This window comes from Brevibacterium sp. BRM-1, from assembly GCF_026802075.1.
GTDB lineage: Bacteria > Actinomycetota > Actinomycetes > Actinomycetales > Brevibacteriaceae > Brevibacterium > Brevibacterium rongguiense.
The window spans coordinates 2,273,790-2,288,032 of record NZ_CP113788.1 but is presented as its reverse complement, the minus strand read 5'-3'; the positions used below and the strand labels follow the sequence as shown (position 1 = coordinate 2,288,032).

General features: G+C 69.4%; 12 protein-coding genes. 3 read left to right on the top strand and 9 right to left on the bottom strand.

All coding sequences use genetic code 11. From position 1 onward, the window contains the following. Positions 1 to 142: 142 nt before the first annotated feature. Positions 143 to 541 (bottom strand): DoxX family protein, encoded by a 399-nt coding sequence (locus tag BRM1_RS10080; protein ID WP_160952000.1) that lies wholly within the window; start codon positions 539 to 541, stop codon positions 143 to 145. Positions 542 to 549: 8 nt separating this feature from the next. Next, positions 550 to 1,968 (bottom strand): dicarboxylate/amino acid:cation symporter, encoded by a 1,419-nt coding sequence (locus BRM1_RS10075; RefSeq protein ID WP_160951999.1) that lies wholly within the window; start codon positions 1,966 to 1,968, stop codon positions 550 to 552. A 178-nt stretch (positions 1,969 to 2,146) separates the two neighbouring features. Here BRM1_RS10075 and BRM1_RS10070 point away from each other — a divergent pair, with 178 nt between their 5' ends. Together BRM1_RS10070 and BRM1_RS10065 are read left to right on the top strand one after the other, a co-directional pair. Continuing rightward, positions 2,147 to 2,539, top strand: a complete 393-nt coding sequence (locus BRM1_RS10070; protein WP_160951998.1) for a universal stress protein — start codon at positions 2,147 to 2,149, stop codon at positions 2,537 to 2,539. 160 nt (positions 2,540 to 2,699) lie between these two features. Continuing rightward, positions 2,700 to 3,800, top strand: a complete 1,101-nt coding sequence (locus tag BRM1_RS10065) for a fatty acid desaturase family protein (RefSeq protein ID WP_268529813.1) — start codon at positions 2,700 to 2,702, stop codon at positions 3,798 to 3,800. Between the two features lie 39 nt (positions 3,801 to 3,839). Here the strand turns inward: BRM1_RS10065 and BRM1_RS10060 are convergent, their stop codons facing one another. The 7 genes from BRM1_RS10060 to BRM1_RS10030 all read right to left on the bottom strand — a co-directional run bounded on the left by BRM1_RS10060 (position 3,840) and on the right by BRM1_RS10030 (position 13,324). Next, entirely contained in the window at positions 3,840 to 5,285 is a 1,446-nt protein-coding gene (locus tag BRM1_RS10060) for an amidase (protein WP_268525591.1), read from the bottom strand. Then, complete coding sequence (locus BRM1_RS10055) at positions 5,282 to 5,941, bottom strand: CoxG family protein (RefSeq protein WP_160951996.1); 660 nt, start codon at positions 5,939 to 5,941, stop codon at positions 5,282 to 5,284. Before BRM1_RS10055 ends, BRM1_RS10060 begins: the two co-directional genes overlap by 4 nt. A 24-nt stretch (positions 5,942 to 5,965) precedes the next feature. After that, on the bottom strand, positions 5,966 to 8,413 hold the full coding sequence (gene cutA, locus BRM1_RS10050; protein ID WP_268525589.1) for an aerobic carbon-monoxide dehydrogenase large subunit: 2,448 nt from the start codon (positions 8,411 to 8,413) through the stop codon (positions 5,966 to 5,968). Further along, the gene (locus tag BRM1_RS10045; RefSeq protein WP_326956837.1) at positions 8,410 to 9,054 is read right to left on the bottom strand and encodes a (2Fe-2S)-binding protein; all 645 of its coding nucleotides are present in this window, start codon (positions 9,052 to 9,054) and stop codon (positions 8,410 to 8,412) included. Before BRM1_RS10045 ends, cutA begins: the two co-directional genes overlap by 4 nt. Further along, positions 9,051 to 9,965 carry an FAD binding domain-containing protein gene (locus BRM1_RS10040; protein ID WP_160951992.1) on the bottom strand — a complete coding sequence of 305 codons (915 nt, stop codon included), beginning with the start codon at positions 9,963 to 9,965 and terminating at the stop codon, positions 9,051 to 9,053. The genes BRM1_RS10045 and BRM1_RS10040 overlap by 4 nt, the downstream gene beginning before the upstream one ends. Positions 9,966 to 9,971: 6 nt before the next feature. Next, positions 9,972 to 11,444, bottom strand: a complete 1,473-nt coding sequence (locus BRM1_RS10035; protein ID WP_202410703.1) for a uracil-xanthine permease family protein — start codon at positions 11,442 to 11,444, stop codon at positions 9,972 to 9,974. A gap of 200 nt (positions 11,445 to 11,644) precedes the next feature. Beyond that, positions 11,645 to 13,324 carry a PucR family transcriptional regulator gene (locus tag BRM1_RS10030; RefSeq protein ID WP_268525584.1) on the bottom strand — a complete coding sequence of 560 codons (1,680 nt, stop codon included), beginning with the start codon at positions 13,322 to 13,324 and terminating at the stop codon, positions 11,645 to 11,647. Between the two features lie 113 nt (positions 13,325 to 13,437). Here BRM1_RS10030 and BRM1_RS10025 point away from each other — a divergent pair, with 113 nt between their 5' ends. After that, a complete protein-coding gene (locus tag BRM1_RS10025; RefSeq protein ID WP_160951990.1) occupies positions 13,438 to 14,241 on the top strand; it encodes an oxamate carbamoyltransferase subunit AllH family protein in 804 nt (267 codons plus the stop codon). Positions 14,242 to 14,243: the final 2 nt, after the last annotated feature.

Below are 14,243 nucleotides of genomic sequence, written 5' to 3'. Positions count from 1 at the left end.
CGCGGCGAAGTGCCCCGGGAGCGCTGCGTGCCGTGCGGCGTGCCGCGCCGCTGATCCTGCTGTGCCGTGCCGTGCTGTGCGCCGCGCCGCGCGACGAGGGGGAATCGCACGGGCACCCGGTGCCCGGTGCCCGGGTCCGGGTTCAGGCGCGGGCGCGCGCCGCGCTCAGCGCCCAGGCCACGAGCACGGGCTGCAGGGGCAGCCGGCCGTAGGCGATCGCCCTGCGGCCCGCCGAGGCGCGGCGCCAGTCCCAGGCCATCTGCACATTGGCCGGGAAGACGGCGACGAACAGGGCGGCTGCAGCGCGGGCGCCCAGGCGCCTCGTCCGCGGCACGGCGACGAGCGCGCCCGCGGCCAGCTCGGCGACCCCGGAGGCCAGGGTGTAGAACCGGCGCGTGCCCGGGAGGACGGGTGGCACGATGCGGTCGAAGTGCTCGGCGGCCGCGAAGTGGAGGGCGCCCGCGCTCAGCAGCGTGCCGGCCAGGAGGGCGGTGGAGGCGGTGCGCGCGCGGCTCGTCGCGCGACTCGCTGCTCGGTTCATTGCTCGGTTCATTGCTGGGCCTTTCGGTTCGCGGTCGCCCCGCCGGTCGCACCGGCGGGGTCTTCGGGTGCGGGTGTGCCGACGGGAGCCGTGGGGACGGCGGCTTCTGCCGGCGCCTCTGGCCCTGCGGTGCCTGCGGGTGCCTCGAGCCCGGTGGCAGCGTTGGCCCGGCGCGCCTCGGCGAGGCCCTTGTCGCGCCAGCCGCGGCCGTCGACGATGCGCGCCACCAGCATGGAGCTGACGTTGTCGCCCACGGCGTTGACGGTGGTCGCCGGCGGGTCGATGACGGTGCCGATCACGGAGATGACCGGCAGCGCCGCCGGCGGGAAGCCGTACATCGTCACGATCATGAGCTCGCCGATGAACCCGCCGCCGGGGATCCCGCTCATCGCCATGCCGGACAGCAGCGCGATGCCCACCGCGGTGAGCATGGTGAGCGGGTCGAAGAGGTCGCGGTCGAAGATCGCGAAGAGGAACGCGATCTTGAGGATCGCGCTGAGGACCGAGCCCTCCATGTGGATCGTGGCGCCGATGGGGATGATCGTCTCCCGGATATCGGCGGGCACGCCGAACCGGCGCGCGGCCTGCAGGTTGGCGGGGATCGCCGCGACGCTGCTCGAGGTGCCCAGGGACACGGCCGCGGGCTCGGCGATGTTCTTCCAGAACGCGCCGATCGCGCGCGGCCCGCCGGCCAGGAAGGCGTAGAGGGTGAAGGCGGCGAAGAAGTAGACGATGGCGACCGGGTAGAACAGCAGGACCGCGTGCACGTAGCCGCCCACGATCTGGGGGCCCAGCTCGCCGATGAGCGCCGCGAAATAGGCGCCCAGGCCGATGGGCGCGTAGTACATGATGAGCGAGGTGAACGACATGAACACCTCGTTCGCGGAGTTGAGCAGCCCGCGCACCGGGGCGCCGCGCTCGCCGAGCCTGCTCGTCGCGAGGCCGACGAGGACCGCGAAGACGATGAGCGCGAGCATGTGCTTGGTCGAGATGATGTCCGCGAAGTCCTCGACGGTGAAGGCCTGGACGATCTGGTCGCCGATCGAACCCGGATCGTCCTGGTCCTGGGGCGCCTCGAGCGCGATGTCGAGACCGCCGCCGGGGCCGAAGATCCGCAGTGCGACGAGCATGACGATCGCCGCGACGATGCCCGTCCCCACGAAGACGCCCAGCATGGAGCCCAGGATGCTGCCCAGGCGCTTGGCGCTGTCCATCCCGGCCACGGCCGAGGAGATGGAGAAGAAGACCAGCGGCACCACCAGGGTGAACATCATGTTGATGAAGATGCTGCCGAACGGCTTGACCACCGCGGCCCGCTCACCGAAGACCAGCCCCACCACGGCGCCCAGCGCGACCCCCAGCAGAATGAGCAGGGGGAAGCGATAGTTGCGCAGGATATTCACGGCCGTCTCCGTCCAGGGGTCCATTCGGGCTGGTAACGGGCCACGCTACACACGCGGAGCAGCAAGGGCCACGCATCCGCCCGCGCGGCTATGCTTGCCTCACTGCCATATCCTGCCCGGCGCCGGTCCGGGCGGCTGCTCCCCCATCCAGCCAGGTTCACTCAGGCGCGAACGGACCCGCCTGCGTCACAAGGAGAACAGCATGACCGTCCTCGTCGGCTTCACCCCCAAGCCCGAAGGCTACGCGGCCCTCGATTTCGCGATCGAGCAGGCGCGCGCATTCGACGAACCGCTCATCGTCATCAACACCGGCATCGGCGAGCAGGCCGAGGAGAAGGGCGTCGCCACGCCGAGCCAGCTCGAAGAGGCCGATCGCCGCCTGCGCGCCTCCGGCGTCGGCTACGAGCTCAAGCAGTTCATCCGCGGCAACGACCCGGTCGACGAGCTGCTCGCCCTCGCCGAGTCCGATCCGCAGATCCGCCTCATCGCGATCGGCGGGCGCCGCCGCTCCGCCGTGGGCAAGCGCATCATGGGCTCCAAGGCCCAGCGGATCATCCTCGAGTCCGCGATCCCCGTGGTCTCCGTCAAGGCATAGGGCGGGGCGGTCCCCGTGGGGCGGCCCGGCGGCGCGGCGCCCGCCCGCTGAGGCGCGGTGCGCTGAGGGGCGGCGCGTCCTGTAGACTCGCCGCAGACGCCGGTGTCTGCTGGGGTCGACGACGACCTCGTACCCGCGGTCATGATGGAAACGGTGAGTCATCTCTTCTTCACCCCAGGTCCCGGCCCCCTTCGTCCACCGCTACGCCGATGCGGGTGATTTCCCCCCGCACCAGCGCGCCTTCGCAGAGGTCTCCCAGCGGGTCCGCTCCGAGGGGCTGCTGGACCGGGCGCCCCGCTTCTACTGGCCCCTCATCGCGGGCCTCGGGGCCGGGCTGCTGGCCTGTGCGGCCGCCTCCCTCCTGCTGCGCGACAGCTGGTTCCAGCTCATCGTCGCGGGTGCGCTGGCCATCGTCCTCACCCAGCTCGCGCTCATCGGCCACGAGGCCGGCCACCGGCAGGTCCTGCGCAGCGGCCGTGCGAACCTGCGGCTTGCCCGGGTCCTGGCGGGGATCGTGGGGCTGAGCTTCGAGTGGTGGGACAAGAAGCACACCCGCCACCACGGCAACCCCAACCGCATCGGCAAGGACCCGGACATCGCACCCGGGGCGATCTCCTTCACGTCCGAGGATGCCGCACAGGCGCGCGGGGTGCCCCGCTGGATCGCCAAGCGGCAGGGCTGGCTGTTCTTCCCCCTGCTCACGCTGGAGGGCCTCAACCTCCACGTGAGCAGCCTGCGCCACGTCATCTCCGTGCGCTCCAGCGCCCACCGCAAGACCGAGCTGGCCCTGCTCCTGGGCCGCTTCGCCGTCCTGTTCGCCGGCGCGTTCCTGCTCATGCCCCAGGGCATGGCGGTGGCCTTCCTGGCGATCCAGTTCGCCGTCTTCGGCGTGTACATGGGGGCGTCGTTTGCGCCGAACCACAAGGGCATGCCCGTCATCGCGCCCACCGCGCGCCTGGACTTCTTCAGCAAGCAGGTGCGCACATCGCGCAACATCCGCGGCGGCTGGTGGGCCACCGCGCTCATGGGCGGCCTCAACTACCAGGTCGAGCACCACCTGTTCCCCAGCATGCCCCGCCCCCACCTCGCACGCGCGCGAATGCTGGTGCGCGAGCACTGCGCGGTGCTCGGAATCCCCTACACGGAGACCTCCCTGTGGCGGTCGTACGGCATCGTCGTGCGCTACCTCAACCGCGTGGGGCTCGCCGCCCGCGACCCCTTCGAATGCCCCGTCCTGGCCCAGTACCGCGGGCACCGCTGAGGGGGTCGTCCGCGGCGCTCTCACATCCCTTCGGGTGGCTCACGCTGCGTGCTCCGGCCTCCGCTGCCCCCAGCCGGTCACGAGCTCGAATGCGCGCGCAACCCGGAGGACCTGAGCATCGGCCCCCAGCCGCCCAACGATCTGCAATCCCACCGGCAGCCCGCCGGCACTGAAACCAGCGGGAACGCTCACGGCGGGGCAGCCCGTCGCGGAAATCAGCGTCGTCGCCTCCATCCAGGCCAGATAGTCTGTCACCCGCGACCCGTTCAGCTCCACCGGGTATTCGAGGTCGGCATCAAATGGCAGCACTTGGCTCGTCACGGTCACGAGAACGTCGTAGCGAGCAAAGAAGTCATCCATGGCAGACAGCAGCTGCGCACGCCTGCGCAGGGCAGCGAAGATTTCCGCGCTCGAGAGGTCGAGGCCGGCCCGGATGTTCGAGCGCAGAGCGGGTTTCAACTGATGGGCGTGCGCGTCGAGGAGCGCCCCATAGTTGAACCCGAACTCGAATGCTCGGGCCACGCGGAAGACTTCCGCAGCCGCACTGAGGTCTGGCGCCTCCGAAGCAAGGTGCGCTCCGAGATCGCAGAAGACCTGGGCCGCGGAGCCAACGATCGCGGCCACCTCGGCGTCGACTTCGATTCGGCCCCCAAGGTCCGGGGCGAAGCCGATCCGCAGTGCCTTCAGCTCCGGTTCCCAACCGCCGTCCCCGGTGAACTCGGGCCCGGTGAAGCCGCCAGGCTCACACCTGGACTGAGGCGCAAGTGCCGCGGGACCGGAGCAGAGCTCCATCAGCAATGCGACATCGGCTGCCGAGCGGGCCATGAACCCGTCTTGGCTCAGCCATTCCCACGGGTTCTCCGGAATGGCGTGCGGCAGCCAGCCATTGGTGGGCCGCAATCCGACGAGGTTGGTGAAGGAGGCGGGCAAGCGCAGCGAGCCCCCGGTATCGGAACCATCGCCGGCGGGCTGGATGCCCGCGGCGATCACCGCCGCTGCCCCACCCGACGAACCGGCGGCCGACCTTGTCGGATCGTACGGATTCACCGTGGTGCCGAAGAGGGGGTTGAACGTGTGCGCACCGGCCGCGAATTCGGGGACATTGGTTTTGCCGGTGGCGATCACACCGGCCGCGCGCAGGCGTGCCACGACGAGGCAGTCCCGCTCGGACACGTGGTGGGCACGGATGGGCGAGCCCCAGGTGGTGCGCATACCGGCCACCTCGTGCGTGTCCTTGTGCGTCATCGGCACGCCGGCCAGCGGACCGAGCGGCACCCCCGCTGCCCGCGCATCGTCGACCGCGCGTGCGCTCGCGAGTGCGGTCTCCGGCTCCCACGTGACAACCGCGTTGAGCGCCGGATTCAGCCGGGCGACGCGCTCCACGTGCGCCGAGACGGTCTGGGTCGCGCTGAGCTCACCGGCGGTCAGCAGGGCGGACAGCTCCCGCAGCGACAGCCACGCAAGCTCGTCCGCGACTGCGGTCACCGGCGTCCCGCAAGCAGCCCGATGCACACGCCGAGCAGCGCGGCACCCGCCCCGACTGCGGCACCGACCGCGAAGTCCCCCACGCCGCGCCCCGGGGCGTGGACGGGAAGGACGGGCGCGGGAGCCGCCCGACCGCGCGATTGCTCGGCAGCGGGGGAGCCGATCGGGGCCGGGGAGGCTGCATCGGGCTGGGGTTCTGCCGCCGCGGCTTCGGGGCCGGCCTGAATGGCCGCGTCGATGTCCGTGAAGAATTTCGCGGCGATGCGCTTCGCCACGCCGGAGAGCATCCGCTGACCGACCCCGCCGATCGCACCGCCCAGAATCGCATCTGCGGTCCAGTCGATGTCCGTGCCGCCGTCGGGCGCTGTGGCGAGCCGCACCGCGATGTCGGCGCCGATCGTCCCCGGTCCGCCGGAGCCCTTGGCACTCAGCACGAACGCGCTAGTGGGCTCCTCTTGGGAAAACGACACCGTTCCCTTGTACGTGCCCTTGATCGCGGCGACGCCCATCGTCAGCACGACGTCGTACGCACCCTCCCCGGCCGGGGTGAGCGATTCGACGCCGGGAATGGTCTTCGCCAGAATGCGCTCGTCGTGGAAGGCCCGCCAGGCGGTATCCGGATCGGCGCTCATATGAGCCGTCGAGATGATCTGCACGGGTTCTCCTCTGCTTCGCCGCGTTCACGCGGATGTGCGGGTGGTCTCGTTCGCAGCATGCCCGTCGGTCTGCTGTGCGCTGCGCCGCAGGCGGTCAATCTCCCCGTTGGCGCTGTGGCGGCGCAGCTCCCACAGCGTTGAGGGGTCCAGCGGCATCTGCCGGATTTCGAACCCCTCTGCGTCTTCGATGGCCGAGGCGATCACGGCAGCGGTCGGAATCGTCCCTGCCTCACCCGCCCCCTTGATCCCCAGCGGGTTGAGCGGGCTGGGCGACTCCAGATGATCGGTCTCGACCGTGGGAACCTCGGATGCGAATGGCATGAGGAAATCCATGAATGAGGCATTGAGGAGCTGGCCGTCGGAGTCATAGGCCATCCGCTCGTACAGCGCTCCCCCGATGCCCTGCGCCACTCCCCCGTGCACCTGTCCTTCGACCACCATGGGGTTGATCATCGGCCCGCAGTCGTGGACCACGCAATAGCGCAGCACGGAGATGTCCGCGGTTTCCGGATCGATCTCCACGATCGCGGCGTGCATGCCGTTCGCCACAGTTGAGCGCATCGGCGAGAAGAAGTCCTGCTCGTCGAGACCCGGTTCATCCCCCGGTGCCACAGGCGGCGCGTCCATCTTGGCCGGACGGGCGAACTGAGTGGCTGCCTTGGCGCTTTCGTCGAACGCGTAGCGCAGCGGATTCGACAGCACCGAGACGGCCGCCAACGGCATGGCCGAACTCGGATCGCCCTTGACGCCCACCATGCCGTCGACGATCTCAAGATCCTCCGGCGACGCCTCGAGGGCTTCCGCGGCGATGCGCAGTGCCTTCGCCTTGACCTTCTTGGCGGTCAGATGGAGCGCGTTGCCTGCCATGACACCGCCGCGCGAGCCCCACGTCCCCACCGAATACGGCATCTTCCGGGTGTCGCCGGTGATGACGTGCACATCTTCCATCGGCACGCCCAGTTCGTCGGCGACGATCTGGGCGAAGACGGTCGCGTGCGCCTGGCCCTGTGTGGTCAGCCCCGTCCAGACGTTCACGCGTCCGGAGGTCTCGACCTCGATGTGCCCGCCCTCATAGGGCCCGGCACCCGTGCTCTCGATATAGCATCCGATCCCGAGCCCGACCCGGCGGCCCTCAGCACGGGCTCGCTCCCGATACTCCCGGAACTCATCCCATCCCACGAGGGCCTTGAGCTTGGCCATCGAAGTGACGAAGTCACCCGAGTCGATACACCCTTCGGCGCCATCCTGCATGACGACGCCCATCGGGTGGGGGAACTCGCGGACGAAGTTGTTCAGCCGCACCTCCGCACGGTCGAGGCCCAGGCGGTCGGCGATGGCGTCCATCGTGCGCTCCATCATGAAGACCGCGTGGGCGCGCCCCGCCCCCCGGTAGGGCGTCACAATGACGGTGTTCGTGTACAGCGACCAGTATTCGCACCGGTACGCAGGCACGGCGTAGGGGCCCATGACGTGTGTGGAGGTATTCAGGGGGACGATCACGCCGTACGGCAGATAGGCACCGTTGTCGTGCCAGAACTTCACGTCGAGCCCCAGAATGCGCCCGTCGTCGTCGAAGCCGACCCGCACGTGCTGCACCTGCGCCCGCTCGTGGGCCGATGAGATGAAGTGCTCGCGCCGGTCCTCGGTCCACTTCACGGGCACGCGCAGGGCACGGGCGGCGCAGGCCACGGCGAGTTCCTCCGGCCATGGATGGTTGATCTTCACCCCGAAGGCCCCGCCCACATCGGGCGCGATGACCTCCACCTTCGTCAGCGGTACTTCGAGCTTGGCCGCCAACGCGGCTCGCAGGCCGGTGCTCGTCTGCGTAGACGAGTGCACGAGGAGACTCTCGTCATCGGTATTCCACTGGGCGAGAACGCCCTTGCCCTCCATGGGCATGCAGGCGCTGCGTTCGAAATCCAGTTCGAGCTCGAGCACATGCGCAGCTGCATCGATGCTCGCCGGGGCATCGCCGACCTCCTGCACGTAGTGAGCGGCGACATTGTCCGGGGCGCACTCGTGCACGGTCCGCTCCGCGGCGCGGGCCTGCCTCACACCCACAACCGGGGGCAGAAACTCGTAGTCGACTTCGATCCTGCCGGCCGCATCCTCGGCCACGTAGCGGTCTTCTGCGATCACCATCGCAATCGGTTCGCCCACGAAGTTCACGTGGTCCTTGGCCAGCGCAAAACCCGTCATCGGTGCGACGATCGACGGGTGCGGAAGGAGCATCGGAAGACGCTCCGCGGCCTGGCCCGGCAGATCCTCGTGGGTCCAGACGGCGATCACACCCTCAACGTCAATGGCCCCGGACACGTCGATGTCGACGATGTCCGCGTGCGCGTGGGGGCTGCGCACGAACGCCGCGGCCAGCGCACCGGCGCCCAGGTCATCGAGATAGCGTCCGTTGCCGGTGACGAGGCGGGGGTCCTCGCGGCGCGCGACCTTCTGGCCGAACATCCGGGTCGTCATCGCCGCTCCTGTCCGCTTCCGAGGTGCTCCACAACCTCCGCGGCGTCGCGCGCCGCCTCCTGCTCCTCGCCGGTGACCTCGCTGCCCTCCCCGGCTCCTGGCCGGTCGGCCGGCGCGGTGCCGTTCGGGTCCGAGCCGGCGGCGCGGGGGCCATGGCCCCGCCTGAGTTCGGCGGCGCGGCTCACGGCTCGCACGATGTTCTGGTAGCCCGTGCAGCGGCACAGGTTTCCCGAAACCGCTTCTCGGGCTTCATCCTCCGAAGGGTTTGGATTCTCATCCAGGAACGCGTCGATGGTCGTGATGAAGCCCGGGGTGCAGAACCCGCACTGCAGGCCGTGGCAGTCGATGAACGCCTGCTGCACGTCGGAGGGGTGCTCGGGATCCCTGCCGATGCCCTCGACCGTGGTGATCTCATGGCCCTGCGCGCTCGCGGCGAACACGAGGCACGAGCGAACCGGGGCTCCGTCGAAGCGCACCGTGCAGGCACCGCACACCCCGTGCTCACAGCCCACATGGGTGCCTGTGAGCCCAAGGTCGTGACGAAGTACGTCGGACAGCAGTCGGCGGTCGGGCACCTCCACGGTGTGGGAGATTCCATTGACGTTCAGTCGGAGCGTCGTGTGCGGTTCGGCGACGGTCATGCGGCTCCTTCTGCGGGGGCGAGCGAATCGCGCGGCTGGGCGGACCCGGCGGGCGGTTGGGCCAATTCCTCCAGCAGCCGCCCGGCGAGCACGCCGGCCAGGCGACGCCGGTAGTCGGCGGTGGCATGGATATCTCCGACGGGGTCAACGCATGCTTCCACGGCGGCCGCGACGGCGGGGGCTGCGGAATCCGCTGCGGCGACCGGAACCCCCGCAACGGCTTCGCCAAGGTCCACCACGACCGGCATGTCGGTGACCGAGACAAACGATGCGCGCAGGCCCGTCATCGTCTCGTTCTCTATGGTCAGAATCATGCCCACACCGGCCAGGGCGTAGTCCCCCGTCCTTCGGGTCAGCTCTTTGAAGCCACCGCGCTGGCCCGGTGCCAGGGCGGGGAAGGTCGCGCTCGTCAACAGCTCGTGCGGCTCCAAGGACGTTTCCAGCGGGCCCACGTTGAAGTCCTCCCAGCCGATCCTGCGCTCTCCGGAATCACCGCGTGCGGTCACCCAGCCGCCGGTGAGCGCGAGGATCGCCGGCATCTCGCCGTTCGGGTCCGCGTGCGCGAGTGAGCCCACCGTCGTTCCCCGGTTGCGGATCGCCGGGTGCGCCACACAGCCCAGTGCCGCCCGCAGCAGGGGCTGGGCCGCCCGCGCTTCCGGGCTCCGCTCGAGCCTGCGGTGCGTCACGAGGGCACCCACCTCGACGGACCCCTCGGCCACGGAGATCCCGTCAAGACCGGTCAGCGCCGTGATGTCGATGAGGTGCTCCGGGGCCGCGAGTCGCATGTTGAGCACCGGCACCAGGCTCTGTCCGCCGGCGATGACCTTTCCCTTCGCTCCGTAGGCGCGGAGGAGTTCAAGTGCCTCGTCGAGCGTGGTGGGGCGGTGCATGGTGAAGGGGGAAGGTTTCATGGAATATCACTCGACTCTCCTGGCGTGGCGCCCATGGTCGTGCTGCAGTTCTTCGCCGATACGGCCTTCCTGGCCCTCTCGGCCGACCGTGATCGCCGTTCCACCAGCATCCGCCTCGGACGCCCTGACCAGCGATTTCGGTGCAAGCCAGTGCGCTACATGGTACATAAGCACCATCACGATGGTGCCGAGTGCGATGCCGGAGAGCGTGAACTTGTCCGAGAACTTCAGGCTCACGCCGCCGATCGCCAGGATGAGGCCAGCGGCGACGGGCACCATATTGAGGGGCGTCGCGAGGTTGACCTTGTTCTCAATCCAGATCTTGGCGCCGAGCATCCCGATCATGCCGTAGAGCACGACCGTGATCCCTCCCAGCACACCACCGGGCACCGCGGAGATGAGCGCACCGAACTTGGGGGACAGCCCGAAGAGAATCGCGACGATCGCGGCCACCCAGTAGGCGGCCGTCGAGTACACGCGGGTCGCGGCCATCACGCCGATGTTCTCCGCGTAGGTGGTCGTGGGGGACCCTCCGACGGCGGTTGCGACGACTGTCGCAACACCGTCGCCGATCACCGCGCGTCCCATGGAGCCGTCCAGGGAGCGCCCCGTCATCTCCTCCACGGCCTTGACGTGCCCGACGTTCTCCGCGACCAGCGCGATGACGCCCGGGAGCATGACGATGATCGCCGCGGCGTTGAACACCGGCAGGTGGATGCCGACGATCCCCGCTGCCGGATCGCTCAGCGGAGGAAAGCCCACCCAGGCAGCGGACTGCACCCCTGACCAGTCGACGCGGAAGTGGGTGTCCACGGCCCCGGTCACAGCATTGAACGCGGTGATCTGCCCGAAGACCATGTCGAAGACCCAGGAGAGCGCATAGCCGAACACGAGTCCGAGGAAGACGGCGATGCGCCCCAGGAAACCGGGGACGCAGACGGAGAAGAGGATGACGAACGCCATCACCAGGAGCGCCACCCACTGGTCCTGGGGCCAATAGGTCTGCGCGACGACGGGGGCCAGGTTGAAGCCGATGAGCATCACGACACCACCGGTCACAACGGGCGGCAGCACCTTCGTCAGGGCGGCGGCTCCCGCGAAGTGGATGAAGACGCCCACGAGCGCCAGCACGATGCCGGAGACCAGGATGGCGCCGGTCACCTCCGCAGGCGTTCCGCCCTGGGCGGTCACGGCTGCGACGCCCCCGACGAAGGCGGCGGACGTACCCACATAGCTGGGTACCTTGCCCTTGACGATGAGAAGGAAGATGATCGTGCCGACACCGCTCATCATGACCGCGAGCTGCGGGTTGAGCCCCATGATGACGGGGAACACGAACGTCGCGCCGAACATGGCGAAGACGTGCTGGATGCCGAGCCCCACGGTGCGGCCCCACGACAATCGCTCGTCCGGAGCGACCACCTCGTTCGGGCCCACGTGCCTGCCGTCGCCGTGCAGCTTCCACGCGAACATCCCCATGATCTTCTCCCCTGCTCAGGACGCGGTGTTGGATTCCGCGGGATCCGGCTGCCGCCGACCCACCACAGGCCCGGCCGAGGTGCGGTGCCGAGCGCTTTCGTTCGACTCTAGGCCCAGAATGAGGTCTGCATCACGTCAGATCCTGCCAAATATTGACCGGTCTTCACGGCCGAACATGTTCACCCGGGCAACCGCGCAGACTAGGGCAACCGGGTGATCTGCAGCGCCAGAGCGAGCGCGAGCCTGAGATTCGGGTCGGTGGTGAACGGGCCCACCATCCGCTCGAGCTTCGTGATGCGATACCGCAGAGTGTTGTAGTGGAAGAAGAGGGCACGGGCGGTCTCGGCCACGTTCAGGCTGTGGTCGAGCAGCGCCTGCAGGGTCTCGCGCAGCCCAGCATTCTCCGGCCTGTCGTCATCGGCCAGCGGTCCGAGCACTTCGCGCGCAAATCGCCTCAGCTCCTCCTGCTCGCCCACCTGCAGGAGCAGGCGGTAGACGCCCAGTGAATCGAAATGGCTCAGACCCCGGCCGTGACTGAGCTGGCGACCGACCTCCACCGCGCGCATCGCCTCCTGATACGCACCGGCCAGCCGCTCCACGTGGTCCGCTGGGCGCGAGACGCCAACGGAGAATTCCCGCCGGCCGCCTCCTCCCTGTCCCCTGACCTCACCGCTGTAGCCGCGCAGGCGCTCCAGGATCTGCTCCGCGGGCTCCGCCCGGAGCAGGAGGATGACCTGGTCGCCCGAGCCCACCACGGCCGCCTGCGGGTCGTCGTGGGAGACCACCCGCGTCCACGCCGCGGTGAACAGCTCCTGCATGGTGCGCTTGTTCTCCGCCTCCGTGCCATCCGTCTCCGGGTCGATCTCCGCGACCGCCACGCTCAGCGGCCGGTCGAGGCGCCAGCCCAGCGATCCCGCGTGGGCCAGGACCTGCTCTGCCGAGGTGATGTGCCCGCGGAGCACCTCGAGCACGAAATCGGCGCGATACTTGCTCTCCACCGCGGCGATCGATTGGTCGCGGGTGATCACGAGGGCGGCCGCTGCAGCAGTCTGCTCGATGAGATGGAAATCCGCCGCGGTCAGGGGCCGATCGGCGAATGCGGCGATGCGGCCCAGCGACCGAGCCCCCGCCTCGATGCGAACATTCCCCCACCACAGCGGGCCGCTCCCGCGTGCCTCCCCGGCCGCCTCGGCTTCGACGATGAAACGGCCCGAGCCGTCGAAGCACGGCAGGGCGGTCAGCGGTGCGGAGTGCGCGGGAGGCTGACTCGCCGTCCGCACACGGCCGTCGACGCTGGTGATGACGGCACCGGCCCCCACGCGCTCCCCCAGCGCAGCGCAGAGATCCTCGAGCGAACCACCGCGGATGACGACATCGACGAGTTCGCGCAGCGTCCGCTCGGTGCGACGCATCTGGCGCGACTGCAGCGCGAGGCTGTGGGTGAGCACATCGTGGATGATCTCGTCGAAGCCCACGCCGTCGCCGAGGCTAATGAGCGGCAGATCGATTTCCTCGGCCGTCTCAAGCGCCCCGGCCGGAATTCCCTCCAGGTAGCGACCGGGTTTGATGCAGATCGCGGACACACCGCGCTCCTTGAGTCGGCGCAGCAGCCCGCTGAGCTCCTCCGGTTTTTCGCGCAACGGGTATCCGGTGGTGAGCAGGAGCTCCCGTTCCTTCACCCACGGCAGGATGTCCGGCACCTCCATGACGTTCGTCAGCTCGACGGGCAGATGCAGTCCCCCGCCGCCGGCTACGAGTTGAGCACCGGCCATGGTGGGGAGGGCGAGGACATCCTCAACGGTCAGCCAGTCTGCCGAATCACCGGGTGCGCCAGGCACTTTCTCGACGGGATCGCCGGCATTTTCGGCATTCTTTGACATGCGCTGACGCTAACAGCCCACGGTAGCCTGCTCGAATGAGGCCCACATCACGTACGTTCGTCGGTGCTGCCTCCCCCCTTGCCGGAGCGGATCCGGTCCCGGGCCCCGGCACCGTGGCACAGGTCTTCACCAGGGGGTTCTACGCCCTCGACGCTGCCGGCCGGATCGTCCCGGTCCTAGGCGCCCGAGCCCTGCGCCTGCCGACGGGGATCCTTGTTCCCGCGCTCGACGCAGATGACCTCCTCGGGCTGCGCTCCGGCACTCCGATCCAGTTCTCGAACACCGGTTCCGGGCCTCGAATGCGCATCGCTGACCTGACCATCGCGACGGGCCGCCGATGGGCCCCCGCACGCGTGGCGCTGGCGCCGACGGTCAAGTCCCCGCCGGCGATGGAACCGCCGGCCGCGAGCCACCGCACCGGAGTCGAAGCGCTCCCGGGCCTCGTTCGCACATTGGCGACGCAGCTCTTAGCACCGGAGACGGCCTGCAATCGGGTGGCAACGGCAGCGGCCGTGAGGGCCCTGGTCGGCCTGGGGCCGGGGAGCACGCCCTCGGGCGACGATGCCCTCTGCGGTGCTGCGCTCGCGCTGCGGTGCCTGGGCCACGGACGCCGGCTGGCACGGCTCCGCCGCGCGGTCAGCCCGCTGCTGCACCGTACAAGCCCCTTTTCCGCGTCACTGCTCGCAGCGGCGCTCGACGGGTGGTGCCTGCCGCAGACCGCCCGGCTCATTGCCCTCGTGTGCCGGCCCCGGTCGGCCGGGGCCCTGTGCACGGCGGACCGGCCAACCTCGTCGGGAGAGCTCCTTGAGCTCGCCGATCAGATCGGCAGCACGTCAGGGCACGACCTGCTGGCCGGTGCGACCGGCCTCGCAGCAGCGCACAGCTCCCAAGCCGGCCCCGCAGTTCGCGTCGCCTGACC

Excerpts from the sequence above, each read along its gene's own strand:
- BRM1_RS10080 (WP_160952000.1), bottom strand. The coding sequence starts at position 541 with ATGAACCGAGCAGCGAGTCGCGCGACGAGCCGCGCGCGCACCGCCTCC.
- BRM1_RS10075 (WP_160951999.1), bottom strand. The coding sequence starts at position 1,968 with ATGGACCCCTGGACGGAGACGGCCGTGAATATCCTGCGCAACTATCGC.
- BRM1_RS10070 (WP_160951998.1), top strand. The coding sequence starts at position 2,147 with ATGACCGTCCTCGTCGGCTTCACCCCCAAGCCCGAAGGCTACGCGGCC.
- cutA (WP_268525589.1), bottom strand. The coding sequence starts at position 8,413 with ATGACGACCCGGATGTTCGGCCAGAAGGTCGCGCGCCGCGAGGACCCC.
- BRM1_RS10045 (WP_326956837.1), bottom strand. The coding sequence starts at position 9,054 with ATGACCGTCGCCGAACCGCACACGACGCTCCGACTGAACGTCAATGGA.
- BRM1_RS10040 (WP_160951992.1), bottom strand. The coding sequence starts at position 9,965 with ATGAAACCTTCCCCCTTCACCATGCACCGCCCCACCACGCTCGACGAG.
- BRM1_RS10035 (WP_202410703.1), bottom strand. The coding sequence starts at position 11,444 with ATGGGGATGTTCGCGTGGAAGCTGCACGGCGACGGCAGGCACGTGGGC.
- BRM1_RS10030 (WP_268525584.1), bottom strand. The coding sequence starts at position 13,324 with ATGTCAAAGAATGCCGAAAATGCCGGCGATCCCGTCGAGAAAGTGCCT.